Below are 16257 nucleotides of genomic sequence, written 5' to 3'. Positions count from 1 at the left end.
AAAAAGAGGGGGAGTAGTACATGATTGAGTGGCTTGTGAAAAAGAAAAAGATTACGTTGTTGTTCTTTTCGATGCTGTTTATCGTGGGGGTGCTGTCGTTTTTTCAGCTGCCTCAGCGTGAAATCCCTGAAATTGAACCTCAAGTTGCACAGGTGAGTGTCATCTATCCAGGTGCTTCTGCTGAGCAGGTGGAAGCGAATATAACCGACCTGATTGAAGAGGAACTCATGGCGGTTCAGGAACTTGCGGAGGTCACTTCAGTTTCCAGTCCAGGATTTTCTTCAATCTCCCTTGAGCTGGAGGAGGGAGTCAATGAGGACAGGGCCTGGAATAACATCCGTCAGCTGGTGAATGATGCTGCGGCTGAATTTCCCGAAGGAGCAGAAACACCAATCTTTGACGACGATTTAAGTGTGCAGGGGTTAGCTACATACCAGATTACTTTGGAAAATGAAGAGATTTTACCAGAAGTTGATGAGGTGCTTGACCGGTGGAGAAGTGATTTTGTTCAAATACCGGAAATCTCGGATATGGGTGTCCAGGGTGCTCTTGAAGAAGAACTGCGCATCGTACTGGACCTGGAAGCCCTTGAAGAAAATGATATGTCAGCATCTCAGGTCATGGGAGCAATCTCCGGAGAAACCTCACCGACTCCTCCAGGAGAGTGGGAGACAGATGGAGAAATTCAAAGGATTACTCTGGATACCTACGAAACGGCTGAGGATCTGGAAGGTCTTCCTGTAGGAGCAGATGAAGAAGGTGAGCCTCTTCTCATCAGTGATGTAGGAGAGATCACTGAGACATATCAGCCGGTGGAAGAACTCGTGTATTATGAGGGCGAGCCGGCGTTATCTCTCACTTTTTATCTTGCTGAAGGAACGAGTGTACCCCAAGCTCAAAGCGCTCTTGATCCCTATGTGGAAGAAATGATTGCTGAATTACCGGACGGCGCAGAAGTGGAATTGCTATATACCCAGGCTGACTTGGTATCAGAGCTTTTCCAGGAGCTTGCCATCGCGTTTCTATTAGCCGTAGCTGCTGTGTTGATCGTTTGTTCATTAGGGTTAAACATTTCAACCGCACTGTCGGTTGCATTAGCAATCCCTGTATCCTTAAGTTTAGGGATGATTGCCCTACCTTTTATTGATGTTGGGCTTAACCAGATTTCTTTAATAGCATTTATTATTTCCTTAGGGATTCTCGTAGACGACGCCATCGTGGTAAATGAAAACATAGAAAGACGGCTGCGGATAGGGGAGGACCCTTTCACCGCATCGATTAGAGGTGTCCGCCAGGTAGCTGTTTCCGTATTGACATCTACGTTGACCGTCGTGTTTACGTTTATGCCTTTGCTGCTGCTTCCAGGATCAGCGGGAGCTTTTATTCGCCCGCTGCCTGCAGTGTTAATTGCTACCATTATCGCCTCAACACTTGTTGCTTTGTTTCTGATCCCAATATACAGGTCAGTCAGGGAAAAAAGAGTGAACAAAAAGCAAAAGAGAAAAGGAACAGAAAGAAAAGCTCCTGGGCTGGCTGGCGGTCTTATTGATAAAGCCGCAAGGGGCTATGGAAACAAGTTTCTTACCCGCGTGGTAAAAAGACCAGGACTGACAGCAATCATAGGCTTAGGAATAGGAACAGCTGCCTATGGTTTGATTCCTTTTATTCCTCTTGAATTTTTCCCGGATACTGACAGGGAGGAAATCTTTATTGAAACGTCTCTTGAGCCGGGAACATTGATTGATGAAACGGAGGAAATGGCTGACGAAATTGAAGCCTGGTTATATGAACAGGAAGAAGTCCGGTCTGTGTCTACGTATATCGGAACGGAAATCCCTCGTATATTTGGAGCAGACGGCGGAGGGGGAAGCGCGGAGCAAAACGATGGAAACTTTCTGGTTTTTATCCATGGAGATGGTCCACCATCCCGTGAAGTGATGAATGCATGGAATGAGGAATTTATTGAAGAGTTTCCAGAGTTTGAAAGAGCAAACCTTTCGATTATTGAGTCAGGTCCTCCGGTAGGTGCACCGATTGCCATTGAAATCAGCGGGGAAGATATGGATGTTCTTTTTGATATGGCAGAAAGTGTAGAGGAGTTGCTGGAGGCCGAAGACGGAGTAGGCGGCGTAGAAGTGGATGCCGGCCGCAATTTATCGGGAGTTTCCTTCTCACCGGATCGGGAAGCTCTTGAGGAATACGGAATAGCAAGTGATGAAATCAGCCAGCAGCTAAGGCTGCTTGGAGAAGGGATGCCTCTTGGGCAGCTTCAGCAGGGAAACCGGCTTCTGGACATGAGAATGGTCTATGATACAGAAGGAAGTGTCGAGACGGAGGATTTAGAAAGAGTATTCGTTTCAGGAGGCATGACTCAAGGAGCAGGTATGCCAGGAGCACAGGGAGATGGAGCACCTGAAGAGGAAGGTGGTCCTGGAGGCCCTGGAGAAGAGGAAATCCCTGAGGAAGCCGGCGTGGAAGAAGCCGATATGGGGACCACCCTTGATCAGCTCGTGACATGGGAGGAAGGAACCAGTATCGAAGCAATCCCTCATCAAGATATGGTCAGAACAGTAACCGTAAGAGCTTATCCTGGGGAACGTGATGTTGATGAGGTTGTCGCTGACCTTGAAGGTGAGATCGCAGCTGTTGAAGCTAGTGTAGACGGCTATGACATTAACGTTGGCGGGGAAACAGAAGCAAGAACTGATGTCTTTATTGATATCGGGCAGATCTTTGTCATCGTTGTCTTTTTAATCTTGATCATTATTGCCGTTCAATTTTATTCGTTGGTGATGCCCTTCTTAGTACTCAGCGCAGTTTATCTTGCTATCTCAGGAACGTTAATTGGATTGTTCCTTACGCAGACAGGGCTTGGGTTTATGTCGATGATGGGTGCGGTGAGTTTGGCTGGAATTGTGGTACGAAACGGCATCGTTATGATTGAGTTTTTCGAACAGCGGCGAAACGAAGGGAAAGACCTGATCGAAGCGGTCGTTGAAGTGGGAGAAGAGCGGTTCAGGCCCATCGTGTTAACCAGCTTAACCTCCATAGGAGGGCTTTTGCCGATAGCTCTTGGAGATAACCCCTTATTTCAGCCACTCGGAGTCGCTATTGTATCAGGGCTTATCTTCTCGACAGTGTTAACGCTTCTCATCGTGCCGGCATTATATGTGCTTCAGGCAAGGTGGAAACAGCGAAGAGCTGAGAAAAAGGGAAGAATTCAGGAACAAAGCCAGAGATAGATTACAAACATGTTACAAATGAGAATGGTGCCAGGCACCGATATGTGAGAGTGGGGGGCGAATGTCCCTCACTTTTTTCGTGGAGATATTTCTTGTGAGGTATGTTTACTAACTCGTTGATAGGTTTTGAAGTAACGTAGTAAAGTGACTAGTACATAAAATTTTCTAAGGGATAGGAACAGAAGGCGGAAGTTGTGAAAAAGCTTTGAAAAAGGAAGAGTATGAAATTTTAAGTGTGAATATTCTGTATTCATTAAAGGAGGTATTTATGCAAATAAACAAAGGCAGGCTTAAGGGGACATTTGAGGAGTTAAGCAAGGTTGGGAAGATTGAGGAAACAGGGGTGTGCCGACCTGCCTTATCCTCCCTTGATAAAGAAGCTTCTTTATTGGTGGCAGGATGGATGGAAGAGGCCGGAATGAATACACGGTTCGACCACTTTGGAAACCTGATTGGCCGTTTTGAAGGAAAGAACCCGGACGCACCTATTTTAATGGTCGGTTCTCATATTGACTCTCAGCCTAACGGAGGACGGTTTGACGGAACGGCAGGGGTTCTTTCTGCCCTGGAAGCAGTGACTGTTATGAATGAAACAGGAGTGAAACCATACAGGCCTATTGAAGTTATTGCATTTTCTGATGAAGAAGGATGGCGTTTCAACAAAGGCCTCTTCGGCTCCCGAGGGATTATTGGCGAACTGGAAGAAGGAGAGCTTGGGAGAAAGGACAAGGATGGGATCACCAGAGAGGAAGCTTTACGGGCGTATGGCTGCCAACCTGAGAGATTTGCAGAATCTGAATATGATAGGAAACACATTCATTCATTTTTAGAGCTTCATATCGAACAAGGACCTGTTTTAGAAGAAAAAGGAGTGCCTGTTGGGGTGGTAAAAGGTATTTCGGGACCCCTGTGGGCGACCCTAAAGCTGAAGGGAACAGCAGGACACGCTGGTTCTGTTCCCATGAAGCTTCGCCAGGATGCGCTGGCTGGGGCTGCCGAAGTCATAACGGCACTGAATTCGATTGTACAAGACGATCCTGACCAGGTAACAGTTGGAACTGTCGGATCTCTGGAGGTCTCACCTAACTCGAGGAACGTCATTGCAGATGAGGTCGTTCTTACCATTGATTTGCGCGATATTGACAAGGCACAGCGGGAAAAATGTGAGGAAAAGCTGAGGAGGAGAATTGAGGAAATCTGTGAAAAACACAACCTTACTTATGAATTAAGGGAGGATTTTAAAAATGAACCGAGTTATTGTTCAGATTGGATTAAAGAAATTATTCATGAAGCATGCAAGACAACAATGGATACCGATGCCCCGGAAGTAATGAGCGGGCCATTTCACGATGCACTCACAATGTCTAAGGTGTGTGATTATGGCATGATATTTGTCCGCTGTAAGAAGGGAATCAGCCATAACCCGGCGGAATTTGCTTCTTTTGATGACTTGGCTGCAGGGGCAGAAGTCTTGTATCAATCTATGCTCCAGATGGTTAAGAAGGAAGTGAAAGGAGAAAACCTGGTTAAGCAGTAAGCTTTAAAAATATGATTCTAGTTAAAAAAGTGGTAAGAAAGAACAGAGGATAGTTTACTCCGGAAAAAAATCTTTCTGTAAGCCTCTGTAAAAGCTGATGTTTTTTTAAAATGAACTTCCAAATTTATGGAAGTTCATTTTATTAAATTCCTTATCGAAATAACGGACCCGTTAGTGTAATAAAATCAGGAACATTCTCAACCTATAACAAGTTGGGTTATAACTCCAATGGCAAAAAACATAGCTGTAGCAATAAATATATAACCCATCCAATCTTTTTTATTTTCTTTAACTTCTTCAATTCCATTTAGCAAAAACATCACCGACAAAAAGAGAAAAATTGCAATTGTCGGTACCGGGATTTCTTCAACAAGAAAATGATAGATACCACCACTCAGACCTATAAATGCAATAGTGATATTCACTATTCTCAGTAACTTCAAGTTCTCAACCCCTTTGTGGTAATATGAATATTAATATTATTGAAATTTTTCGAATTTACATTTTGGTAAAAAAAGCCTGCTTACATTAGTAGCTGGCTATCTTCATCACCTCGTTCATCAGTGTTTCTTCTTAATTATTTACCGTGACGGAAACTATTTGAAACAAAAGAAATATTGCTATTTATCATTCACACCCGTTAGCATAACAAGATTTTATACTTTGATTACGTAACTTATTCATTATTAGAGGTGTTTCCTTCAAATCCTCCCCTATGAAATCTGCTTTACCGTCACCCCAGTGAAATAGAGTGATTCTAGGATCCCGGAGGGTGAGTAAACAAAGGATGCCGGTGGCATAGAAGACAGCGTGTAAAGCATATTTGGATGTTAGTGCATGGGAGCCACTCTTTAAAATGGAACAATGAAGAAAAGGACCTACCATAGATTGTAGGTCCTTTTCTTCATTTCCTAGGAAATATTGTCGAATGTAAAAATAGAGAAGGAAATTTCTACCCTATGCCGAAACATCTTCTTCAAGGTATATTTTATCACCTTGTGTAATGGCAGCCTGCCCATTAGTCAGGTTTGTCATCCAGCCTTCAAATTGTTCGGACTCGCTAACTGGTACATAAGTGTTGATTTGAACCATTTCGCCATAGTCAATATTCTTTAGAAGGTAGGAAGATTGGTGAAGTTCGTTTTCTACTTTGCCAAGCCACGTATAGTCAACCGTTGTATTGTACTCTTGCATTAGCTTGCGTTCAACGACCCCAGTGGCATTTATCCCTTCAGTGGTGGCGTTTCCGTAGGCACGAATTAAGCCTCCTGCACCAAGTTTGATACCTCCAAAATAGCGTGTGACCACAACGACAGTATCTTTCAATTGGCGTTTCTTTAATACTTCCAGTATAGGCACTCCAGCTGTTCCACTTGGTTCACCATCATCATTTGCTTTTTGGATCTGGTCGTGTTCACCAATCATGTAGGCAGAGCAGTTATGGGTAGCGTTCCAATGCTCTTTTTTTATTTTATTAATAAAATCCTGGGCTTCTTCCTCTGTCTCTGCCCTTTGCACGAATGCAATAAATCTTGACTTTTGTATGACTATTTCCTTCTCTCCGGATGGTTTGACTGTATAATATGAAGTGAGCATGAAAGACCCTCTTTCTCTCCTAGAATTCAATGTAATTATCCTATAATGTAAGCGTAAAAAATGAAATACCTCTGACATGTTCCCCTGTTTTATGACAGAGCCTGTCATAGTATTGACGTATAATTATGTAATTTCTTGAGAGTTCTCCTTTTTATAGGATAGGTCTACAACCATGTGATAAAATAATCATACTGGATCAGGAGAGTGTGTCAAACGATCTGATTCGTAATTAGGTTGGTGAATACTTGGTGTCAAATAATAATAATCTTGATTTAGTTATTGAGAAGGTATTAAATACAGTAAGTCAAAGTAAAGAACAGATATTTGAAATCAATGAATGTTCTCGGCAGGAATATGAATCTCTTGCTAAAGAATTGCAAGATGTGAGAAAAAAAGTAGGACACATTATAGAGGAAACGGATAAGACTGAAGTCCAGGCTCGTCTAAGCCGGAATCGCTTGGCTGAGGTAAGCAAGCAATTCCAACAGTTCTCTAGCGAAGAAGTTCGTTCGGCTTATGAACAAGCTAACGAATATCAGGTGAACTTAGCTGTTCTTCAACAAAAAGAAAAACAATTGCGTAAGCGAAGGGATCAAATTGAGCTTCGGTTAACGCACCTGAGGGAGACAATGGATCGGGCTGAAACTCTTGTTGGGCAAGTGTCTGTTGTATATAACTTTCTTACTGGTGACCTGAAAGAAATGGGAGAATTAGTGGAAGACGCTAAGGAAAAGCAGAAATTTGGCTTAAAGATTATCGAAGCCCAGGAAAAAGAGCGTAAAAGAGTGGCCAGGGAAATCCATGATGGTCCCGCTCAAATGATTGCAAACGTTCTGCTTCGATCTGATCTCGTTGAAAGAGTATACAATGATCAAGGAATAGAAGCAGCTTTAGCTGAAATCAGAGACCTTAAAGGTATGATCAAGAGCAGCCTGTCAGAAGTCAGACGCATTATATATGATCTGCGTCCAATGGCACTGGATGACTTAGGCCTCATTCCTACTTTAAACAAATACTTGAAAACATTTGAAGAACATTCGGGCATGAACATTACGTTTATGCATTTTGGGAAGGAAATCAGGCTGTCACCTAATCTGGAAGTCGGTTTATTCCGTCTCGTACAGGAAGCCGTTCAAAATGCATACAAGCATGCTGAGCCTACTGAAGTAAAAGTGAAAGTGGAAGTAAAAGCCTCTGATATTTCTATTGTAGTAAAAGACGATGGCAAAGGCTTTGACAAAAGCGCCAAAACTGAAAATTCCTTTGGGATTATGGGAATGAAAGAGAGAATTAATGTCCTGAAAGGGAGAATGTCTATTGACTCCGCACCTAACAAAGGGACCACAGTCATGATTAAGGTACCTAATCATTACAAAGTCGAGCAGGAGTAACAGGCTTTTTTGCGACTACTCACTCTAGTTAACTTATAGAAGTAGGAGTTTCACCGATCCTAATTTTTAGCTGGCAAATGGATACGAGTTCCGATTGTAAGAGAATAAAGCCAGCTGTTACGCATGCTTTATCAACCGAAAACCTTTGTAAGGAACATTGGTGATTTATCAATAGATAAAATCTACTTCAATTGTAACTACTAATATAGAACATTCAACATACTGATCAATCACAATTGTAAGATTTGGAAAGGATGAGGTTTATGCAGGAACGAGTAGTAGAAAAGATTAAATTGTTACTAATAGATGACCATCAACTTTTTCGTGAAGGGGTAAAGCGAATTCTGGCCATGGAGCCAGGATTTGAAATCGTAGCAGAAGGCGATGACGGCCAGTATGCGGTTGAACTGGTCGAGAAACATGAACCGGATGTTGTGTTGATGGACATTAATATGCCGGGTGTGAATGGTGTTGAAGCAACGAAAAACCTGGTTAATCAGTATCCTGATATCAAGGTTCTTATCCTTTCAATCCACGATGACGAGTCCTACGTAACCCACGTGTTAAAGACTGGAGCAGCAGGCTATCTATTAAAAGAAATGGATGCCGAAGCGTTAATAGAAGCCGTGAAAGTAGTAGGGGCCGGAGGAGCGTACATTCATCCAAAAGTCACTCATAATCTTATCAACGAATATCGACGCCTTGCTACTGGCGGAGATGGCGGTGAAGAGGAGGGAGAAGTGGGCTTTAAGGAAGTGGAGTACCGGAAGCCCCTTCACATTCTGACACGTCGCGAGTGTGAAGTTCTCCAGCTTATGACTGATGGCTACAGTAACCGGATGATAGGGGAAGCTCTCTACATCAGTGAGAAGACAGTCAAGAACCATGTCAGCAACATATTACAGAAAATGAATGTAAATGACCGGACTCAAGCCGTCGTAGAATCGATCAAAAAAGGCTGGGTAAAAGTAAGATAAGCATAGAAAAAGTGCAAAGGAACAATCCCTTGCACTTTTTTTGATTTCGTTTTTGGAAAGGGGTGCCTAAAGGGGTGCCTGGCACCAAAAAAGGCAGAATATAAGAAATCCTTTCCTATCAGGGGCTAGAGCTGAAATAAGGTTACAGTCCTGTTACAGCGGAGAGCGGTGCCAGGCACCGTACAGGTGGGATGGAAGAGAAATCCTTTCCTATCAAGGGCTAGAGCTGAAATAAGGTTACAGTCCTGTTACAGCGGAGAGCGGTGCCAGGCACCATATACGGGGAGTGGAAGAGAAATCCTTTGCTGCCAGGGGATAGAGCTGAAGAAGGGTTACAGTCTTGTTACAACGGAAAGCGGTGCCAGGCACCGTAGTAAGGTACCGCGGCAGTGCCGTAGTGAGGTGAAGGGGAAAAGCGTTGACGTGCCTTGCTCCAAGGGAATCTTACCTTGCAGAAACGGTCAAGAAAAACTATCATTAAAGAGAGAACAGAAAAGAGAGAACAGAGGTTTTAACGAAAATAAAAGAAAAAGCGGGGATAACCTATGCCGAATATTGCGGTCGTAACAGACAGTACAGCCTATTTAAGCAAGGAAACATTGGATAAATACGGCATTACCGTAGTGCCGCTTAGTGTGGTTTTTGGTGAAGAGGCGTACGAAGAAGAAGTTGATATAACGACTGATGAATTTTATAAGAAAATGAGTGAAAGTGAAGAGCTGCCTACGACGTCACAGCCAGTAATGGGGACGTTTTTGGAAACGTTCGAAAAGCTTGGAGAGAACCATGATGCGATCATTTCCATCCATCTTTCCAGCGGGATCAGCGGCACGTATTCCACTGCTGTAACTGTGGGCGAAACGGTTGAAGAAGTGGATGTGCATTGTTTTGATTCAGAGGTTAGCTGTGCCCCACAAGGCTATTATGTTATTGAAGCAGCAAAAATGGCCCAGGATGGGCACTCTGTGGATGACATTATGACTCGGTTATCTGAAATGAGAGAAAGCATGCGTGCTTATTTTGTCGTAGATAACTTAAATCATCTCCACCGTGGAGGTCGATTAAACGGCGCGCAAGCAATTGTTGGAAGTCTTTTGAAAATTAAGCCTGTTCTTCACTTTGAGAATAAGCTGATTGTCCCTTTTGAAAAAGTCAGAACAGCTAAAAAAGCCGTGAACCGAGTATATGAGCTCCTAGATGAAGATGCAGCAAAAGGAGAGCCAATCCGCGCTACAGTGATTCATGCCCAAAGGCCGGAAAAAGCTGAGGAAATCAGAAATCATTTGGACCAAAAGTATGATAACCTTGAAATAGATATCAGTTATTTCGGGCCTGTTATTGGTACCCATCTTGGGGAAGGCAGCATTGGAATCGGCTGGTATAAACAGAAAGACTAATTAACATTTTACCTTCAGAAGCTGTCTGCTTTCCTTCAAAAAGAGGCAGCTTTGTTTTACCCTCAAATCCCCTCACATTAAAACTCTTCAAAAAGGAGGCTTTTTTATTGAAATTTGCCCTCGTTGAATGGCCTGACCCCTTTGGCCGAAATCACCCCTATTTCCTCCCGGAAGCCTGGATACCTTCTTCAGCAATATTAAAAAAAGATCCCCAATCCATTAGTTTTTACCGTGAAACTCCTTCTATTGAAATAAACCGTGCTTTTACCCCTCAAACTGATATTAGGTCTTTGTTAGCCGGCAAAGAACTCCTCCCGGATGAACTTCCTTTCTCATTCCAAATTCTTCGAGACTCTTACTTCAATGGATATATTTATTTAAAAAAAGGAATCGAAAAAAGCGCTAAAGGATATCACTGTCATCGCTGTGGCAATCACGGAAAGACAATTACCTTTGCCCAAGTTCCTTGTGCCCGTTGTGAAAGACTTTGTGTGTATTGCAGGAACTGCATCACGATGGGAAGAGTGGCAGAGTGCACTCCTTTGATCGGGTGGAAAGGAGCCTCGCCACAGGAGGGCAAAAAGTGTGACTCTCTTTTAGCATGGGAAGGAGAATTTTCACCAGGGCAAAAAATAGCAGTCACGGAGATAGAAAACAGAGTAGGGACAGAGCAGGAGCTGTTACTTTGGGCAGTCTGTGGAGCAGGGAAAACAGAAATCTTGTTTCCGGGACTAGAGAAGGCTTTGCTGCTTGGACAGCGTGTACTCCTTGCCACTCCTAGAACAGACGTAGTGTTGGAGCTCCTTCCCCGTATGAAAAAAGCTTTTCCAGACGTGAAGGTAACAGGGCTTTACGGAGGCAGTGAGGACCGTGATGTCTGGGGCCAGCTGGTGATTGCTACAACTCATCAGGTTAGGAGGTTTAAGGATGCCTTTGATCTGGTGATCGTAGATGAAGTAGATGCCTTTCCGTACACGTTTGATAAAAGTCTGGCCTTTGGCATTCAGAAAGCGAAGAAGAAGTCAGCGGCTGTATTCTATTTAACGGCCACTCCCTCTACTGACTTAAAAAAACGAGTCCAGCAGAAGAAATTAGAAGCTGTCAAGATTCCCCGCCGCTATCACGGTCACCCTCTGCCTGAGCCTCATTTTGCCTGGACAGGAAACTGGAAGAAGACTTTAGAAAAAAAGAAGCTTCCCCATGCTCTGCGAGATTGGTGCAGGAAGCGTCTAGATTCAGAGACACAGGCTTTCGTGTTTGTACCCACAGTAAAGGTATTACACCAAATAACGCCGCTGCTGCAAAAGATAAACTCCAACATACAAGGGGTTCATGCGGAGGATACCGAGCGCCGCGGGAAGGTTCAGGACTTTCGGGAAGGGAAAATTCCCTTGTTAGTGACGACTACGATTTTGGAGCGGGGAGTCACGGTGAAAGGAATCGAGGTAGCGGTGCTGGGAGCGGAGGAGACCATCTTCGATGAAAGCGCCCTCGTGCAAATCGCCGGCCGGGCAGGGAGAAGTGCCGATCATCCAACCGGTGACGTAGTCTATTTTCACTACGGCAAGAGCAATGCCATGCTGGCTGCCCGCCGGCATATCAAACAAATGAACAAAGCGAACATCCTGTGACGGTGCCAGGCACCGGTAAGGGTGTTTGCGGCCAAAGCCCGTGGTAACGGGATTTTCCATGACAAATGTTACAGATTGGGAAGGGGTGCCAGGCACCGAAAAGGGTGTTTGCGGCCAAAGCCCGTTGTAATGGGATTCTCTATGACAAATGTTACAGATTGTGTAGGGGTGCCAGGCACCGAAAAAGGGTGATGGCGGTCAAGCCCGTGGTATCGGAATTTTCCATGACAAATGTTACAGGTTAGGTAGGGGTGCCAGGCACCCCCCCCCAGGAGGGACCCCAAAAAAAGGGCACCCTCAAAAACCGGCACACTAAAAAAGGAGGAGTAGTATTGTCTGTTCTTACGTATCGAAACCTTGGTGATATGCCCAATTGTTTGTGGTGCGGGGCTCCACATCCCGTCCACGTCACCTGGGGCAATCTATTATATGAGAAAGAAAAGCCCTTGCTCTGTGCGGAGTGTTCAAACCGACTGGAAAAGCTGGAGTGGAAGTTATGCAACCTATGCGGCCGCTCCTTGGAAACTCTGGATGAAAAATATATTTCCACTGATGAAATGTGTCACGACTGTACGAGGTGGGAGACCTCAACTCACTGGAGCGGACTCCTCGACAAGAACCGCTCTCTTTATCACTACAATGATTTTCTTCAAGAGATTATCGGGCGCTATAAGTTTCGTGGTGATGCCATCTTAAGCTCCCTTTTCACAAGGAGACTCAACGACTATTACCACCAGGAATTTTCCGGTTATCACATCGTCCCTATTCCTTTAAGCAAGGAGCGCCTCTCAGAAAGAGGCTTTAACCAGGCTGAACTTCTAGCCACCACCATAACTCCTGATCAACCGCCTCTGGGTTTTCTCCTGAAAAAACCCTTCTTAACACAATTCTTTTCCTCACTAAAGGGAAATTCTCAAGTTCTCTATCTTCCTGATCTTCTCACCCGCACCCGCCATGAAACAAAACAGAGCAAGAGGTCAAGAGTAGAACGTATGCCACACCCTCACCAAACAGGATCTTCCCCTTTTGCCATCCCTTATCCTGAATTGTTTTCGATAAAAGATAAACAATTTCTCTTAATTGACGATATATACACTACCGGCAGTACCGTTCGGAAAGCTGCAAAAATCCTCAATGAGCACGGAGCAGCCGCTGTCTCCTCATTAACCATCGCAAGAGGATAGCAGAGAAATCTCCAGAAACCAAAGAAGAGGGTGATACAATGGCAAGTCTGGAAAATTGCCCAGAGTGCGGAAGTTTATTCGTGAAAAACCTTCGTAGTGTGTGCGATGCCTGTCATCAAGAAGTTGAAAAACAATTTGAGCTTGTATACAGCTATATTAAAAAAAGAGACAACCGGACAGCGACAAGAATGGAAGTCTCTGAAAACACCGGGGTAGCGGAATCTCTTATCTCCCGTTTTATAAGAGAAGGACGACTGCATCTTACTCACTTCCCTAACATGACCTATCCGTGTACGTCCTGCGGAGAAGAAATTAGAGATGGGAGTCTTTGCCGTTCCTGTAAGGAAAACATCAGACAGGGGCTTGAAGAAGATAGAAAAGACCGGGAACGCAAAGACAGGATAAAAGAAAGAGAAGCAGTGACATACAAAACCTATCATTCTTTCAATGCAAAACAATAGTTTTTTTGAGTAGGTAAGAGAATCTGTTTGCCTTATAATTAAAAAAAGGACCATCACTCACCACCGTGAAAAAGAATGAGAAAGAGGTGAACCCGATGAATATCAACCCTTTTGGACCCGTTAATCATACAAACCCTTATCAAAAACAAGCGGAAACACATAAATCCACTCAAGCATCTGAAAAAAAACACGACAAGGTTGAAATTTCAGAGGCGGCAAAAGAACTCCAGAAAAAAAGCAGCGTTGAATTGGAGCGTGAAGAAAAAATTCAAGCACTTAAGGAAAAAGTAGAGGCAGGGGAATACCAAGTAGATTCCCATGCTGTCGCGAAAAAATTCTACGAGTACTGGTCGAAATAGAAATGAAATAGGGGCTGTCCTCGAAGTCGGGTTGGCCGAAAGAATACAAGGAAGCTGAAGCTTTTAATTAAAAGACACATCGTCACTGAGTACGAGCAGGCTGCCCTTGTTTCAGCCCCCCTTGATTACATAAAAGAAAAGGAGCTTTTATAACAGTGAAAGAAATTTTTGAGTCACTGGCTGATTTGGTGAAGATTCACCAGCAGATGAATGATATAGCCATTCAGAAAACAGAAGTTATAAAAGTAAATGATATAAAAGGCTTGCAGACTATGATTCAGCAAGAGACAAAGCTGTTGAAAGTTCTTCAGCTGGCAGAGGGAAAAAGACAGAAAGCAGTCTCAGCCTTTCTAACGGAGCGCCCTGACTTTGTTAAAAAGGGTGGAGAAGGCTCAATGAATGACCTTCTTTCAGCGATACCGCAGGATTACCAAAAGCCTATGCAGACTCTTTATGATGGACTTCTAAAAGAGGTGGACAAACTGTCAGCTCAAAATGAGCTCAACCAGCAAATGATCCGGGATTCTCTTCAATTTGTGAACCTTTCTCTGGACCTTTTACAGCCTGATCAGGAAACGTTCAGCTACCAGAATCCCCATGAGAAGGGACAGGACAGTCAGCTGAACTATTCAGCGTTTGACTCCAGGGCTTAACTATGGCCCGACCGCGTTCCTAAAAAACAGACCAGCCAGGAGGTCAAGGAGCCAAATTTTATTTTATATTGAAAAAAATCAATGAAGCAATTAGAACGGAGGAAGCACGGGATGACTTCAACTTTTCATGGGCTCGAAACTGCCAGGCGGGCAATGACGACCCAGCAGACGGCACTTTATACGACAGGCCATAATATAGCAAACGCCAATACACAAGGGTACACACGGCAGCGTGTGAATTTTTCTGCAACAGAGCCTATGCCTCCAGCCTCCTTGAACGCCCCGCGTATCCCAGGTCAGATAGGCACTGGAGTGGAAGCAGGGTCCGTTCAACGGGTGCAGGAACACTTCCTGAATGTTCAGTACCACGGAGAAAGTGCCAAGGCAGGCTACTGGGATTCGGTCTATACTTCCCTTGAAAAGATGGAAGACATCATGAATGAGCCTACCGAGGACGGCATTAACCAGACCCTGGACCGTTTTTGGAACTCTTTGCAGGACTTAAATGCCAACCCTCAGGATTCCGGTGCCCGTGCTGTTGTAAGGCAAAATGGAATCGCCGTGGCAGAGGTGTTTAACTACACAGCTGATTCCTTAAAAGCCATTCAGCGTGACATTAAAGCAGATATCAATACAACAACGAACCAGGTGAATTCCCTGCTGCAGCAAATTAACGAGATTAATAAGCAAGTGTCATCTATGGAGCCCCACGGCTACCTCCCAAATGACTTGTACGATGAAAGGGACCGGCTTATTGATGAGCTGTCTGCCATTGCAAATATTCAAATAGAGAAGGAACCAAGCGGTGGCCAGGCGAAAAGCAGTGCGGAAGGAAGCTTTACCATTTACCTTGCAGACGGGGATGGAAATCAGATCACAAAGCTGGTAGACGGTGCAAATCATGACTTCCGTCAGATGCAGATTCAATACGACAGTGAGGATCGAACAGCTCCTGTCTCAGCTATGACGCTGGCATGGGACAACGGGGCCTGGGTGGACGGTGAGGCCCTGGATGGCCCCATAAACGACTTGTCCTTTTTGGATTCTCCGGGAAAAATGAAAGGCCTGGTAGCGGCATACGGACACACGGAAAATGGTGAAGTCAGGGGAACATACCCTGATATGCTGACTGAACTCGACCTTATGGTCACTACCTTTGTAGAGGCTTTTAACGAGGTGCATGAGGCAGGCTGGACTCTAAACGACATTAGGAATGAAGAAAAGGGAGAGCCGATCAGCTTTTTCACGTTTGCCGAGCCCACCGCAAATAAAAGTGGCGCATCTCAGCTTTTACAAATTTCAGATGAAATTAAAAACAGCCTGAACCATATCGCTGCGGCTGCACCAACTGGAAATCCAGCGATCGCTTTTGCCGGAGACGGATCCAACGCCTTGGCTCTTGCAAATGTAAAAGATTTGCCTCTTGATTTTGGCGGCAACGACACAAACGTGCAAAGCTTTTATCAAAGTATCATCGGAGATATGGCTGTGGCCACAAACGAAGCCAACCGGATGAAAAATAACTCGGCAGCTCTTCGGGACAATATTGATCACCGCCGTCAATCTGTAAGCAGTGTCTCCCTCGATGAAGAAATGACCAACATGATTCAATTCCAGCACGCATACAATGCTGCTGCCCGAAATATTACCACGATCGATGAAATGCTGGACAGAATTATTAATGGTATGGGCATCGTCGGCCGGTAAATTACAAGATATCATCAATGTGAAAAGGATAATTGGGTCAATTTGAACAATAATTGGGTCAAAATGCAGATAATTGGGTCGTTTTGAACAATAATTGGGTCAAAAACGCAGATAATTGGGTC

The 16257-nt window shown here is 44.4% G+C and carries 13 protein-coding genes; 11 read left to right on the top strand and 2 right to left on the bottom strand.

Annotated elements, in window-relative coordinates; all coding sequences use genetic code 11:
* The first annotated feature begins 20 nt into the window (after positions 1-20).
* Together ACFPU1_RS01070 and ACFPU1_RS01065 are read left to right on the top strand one after the other, a co-directional pair.
* Positions 21-3242, top strand: a complete 3222-nt coding sequence (locus ACFPU1_RS01070) for an efflux RND transporter permease subunit (RefSeq protein ID WP_385937496.1) — start codon at positions 21-23, stop codon at positions 3240-3242.
* 268 nt (positions 3243-3510) lie between these two features.
* Positions 3511-4779, top strand: a complete 1269-nt coding sequence (locus ACFPU1_RS01065) for a M20 family metallo-hydrolase (RefSeq protein WP_385937493.1) — start codon at positions 3511-3513, stop codon at positions 4777-4779.
* Positions 4780-4976: 197 nt separating this feature from the next.
* Here ACFPU1_RS01065 and ACFPU1_RS01060 read toward each other — a convergent pair whose 3' ends face one another.
* Entirely contained in the window at positions 4977-5222 is a 246-nt protein-coding gene (locus tag ACFPU1_RS01060; protein ID WP_385937490.1) for a DUF3953 domain-containing protein, read from the bottom strand.
* A gap of 514 nt (positions 5223-5736) precedes the next feature.
* Positions 5737-6375 (bottom strand): YigZ family protein, encoded by a 639-nt coding sequence (locus ACFPU1_RS01055; protein ID WP_385937487.1) that lies wholly within the window; start codon positions 6373-6375, stop codon positions 5737-5739.
* A 248-nt stretch (positions 6376-6623) separates the two neighbouring features.
* Between ACFPU1_RS01055 and ACFPU1_RS01050 the strand changes: the two genes are divergently transcribed.
* From ACFPU1_RS01050 to flgK, 9 genes are all read left to right on the top strand, one after another.
* A complete protein-coding gene (locus ACFPU1_RS01050) occupies positions 6624-7766 on the top strand; it encodes a sensor histidine kinase (protein WP_054636893.1) in 1143 nt (380 codons plus the stop codon).
* 263 nt (positions 7767-8029) lie between these two features.
* Positions 8030-8743 carry a response regulator gene (locus ACFPU1_RS01045; RefSeq protein WP_385937483.1) on the top strand — a complete coding sequence of 238 codons (714 nt, stop codon included), beginning with the start codon at positions 8030-8032 and terminating at the stop codon, positions 8741-8743.
* Between the two features lie 545 nt (positions 8744-9288).
* Entirely contained in the window at positions 9289-10140 is an 852-nt protein-coding gene (locus tag ACFPU1_RS01040) for a DegV family protein (protein ID WP_385937480.1), read from the top strand.
* 107 nt (positions 10141-10247) lie between these two features.
* A complete protein-coding gene (locus tag ACFPU1_RS01035; protein WP_385937477.1) occupies positions 10248-11771 on the top strand; it encodes an ATP-dependent helicase ComFA in 1524 nt (507 codons plus the stop codon).
* A gap of 332 nt (positions 11772-12103) precedes the next feature.
* Complete coding sequence (locus ACFPU1_RS01030) at positions 12104-12955, top strand: ComF family protein (protein WP_385937474.1); 852 nt, start codon at positions 12104-12106, stop codon at positions 12953-12955.
* Positions 12956-12993: 38 nt separating this feature from the next.
* Complete coding sequence (locus ACFPU1_RS01025) at positions 12994-13416, top strand: TIGR03826 family flagellar region protein (RefSeq protein ID WP_385937471.1); 423 nt, start codon at positions 12994-12996, stop codon at positions 13414-13416.
* Between the two features lie 95 nt (positions 13417-13511).
* The gene (gene flgM / locus ACFPU1_RS01020) at positions 13512-13775 is read left to right on the top strand and encodes a flagellar biosynthesis anti-sigma factor FlgM (protein WP_385937468.1); all 264 of its coding nucleotides are present in this window, start codon (positions 13512-13514) and stop codon (positions 13773-13775) included.
* Between the two features lie 155 nt (positions 13776-13930).
* Positions 13931-14428 (top strand): flagellar protein FlgN, encoded by a 498-nt coding sequence (locus ACFPU1_RS01015; RefSeq protein WP_385937465.1) that lies wholly within the window; start codon positions 13931-13933, stop codon positions 14426-14428.
* Between the two features lie 111 nt (positions 14429-14539).
* Positions 14540-16135 carry a flagellar hook-associated protein FlgK gene (flgK, locus tag ACFPU1_RS01010; RefSeq protein ID WP_385937462.1) on the top strand — a complete coding sequence of 532 codons (1596 nt, stop codon included), beginning with the start codon at positions 14540-14542 and terminating at the stop codon, positions 16133-16135.
* The last annotated feature ends 122 nt before the right edge of the window (positions 16136-16257 follow it).

The organism is Thalassorhabdus alkalitolerans (assembly GCF_042656525.1).
GTDB classification, from domain to species: Bacteria; Bacillota; Bacilli; order Bacillales; family Marinococcaceae; genus Thalassorhabdus; species Thalassorhabdus alkalitolerans.
Note: the sequence above shows the minus strand (reverse complement) of the source record. Positions and strands in the feature narration are given on the sequence as shown.

Excerpts from the sequence above, each read along its gene's own strand:
- ACFPU1_RS01070 (WP_385937496.1), top strand. The coding sequence starts at position 21 with ATGATTGAGTGGCTTGTGAAAAAGAAAAAGATTACGTTGTTGTTCTTT.
- ACFPU1_RS01065 (WP_385937493.1), top strand. The coding sequence starts at position 3,511 with ATGCAAATAAACAAAGGCAGGCTTAAGGGGACATTTGAGGAGTTAAGC.
- ACFPU1_RS01055 (WP_385937487.1), bottom strand. The coding sequence starts at position 6,375 with ATGCTCACTTCATATTATACAGTCAAACCATCCGGAGAGAAGGAAATA.
- ACFPU1_RS01045 (WP_385937483.1), top strand. The coding sequence starts at position 8,030 with ATGCAGGAACGAGTAGTAGAAAAGATTAAATTGTTACTAATAGATGAC.
- ACFPU1_RS01040 (WP_385937480.1), top strand. The coding sequence starts at position 9,289 with ATGCCGAATATTGCGGTCGTAACAGACAGTACAGCCTATTTAAGCAAG.
- ACFPU1_RS01025 (WP_385937471.1), top strand. The coding sequence starts at position 12,994 with ATGGCAAGTCTGGAAAATTGCCCAGAGTGCGGAAGTTTATTCGTGAAA.
- flgM (WP_385937468.1), top strand. The coding sequence starts at position 13,512 with ATGAATATCAACCCTTTTGGACCCGTTAATCATACAAACCCTTATCAA.
- flgK (WP_385937462.1), top strand. The coding sequence starts at position 14,540 with ATGACTTCAACTTTTCATGGGCTCGAAACTGCCAGGCGGGCAATGACG.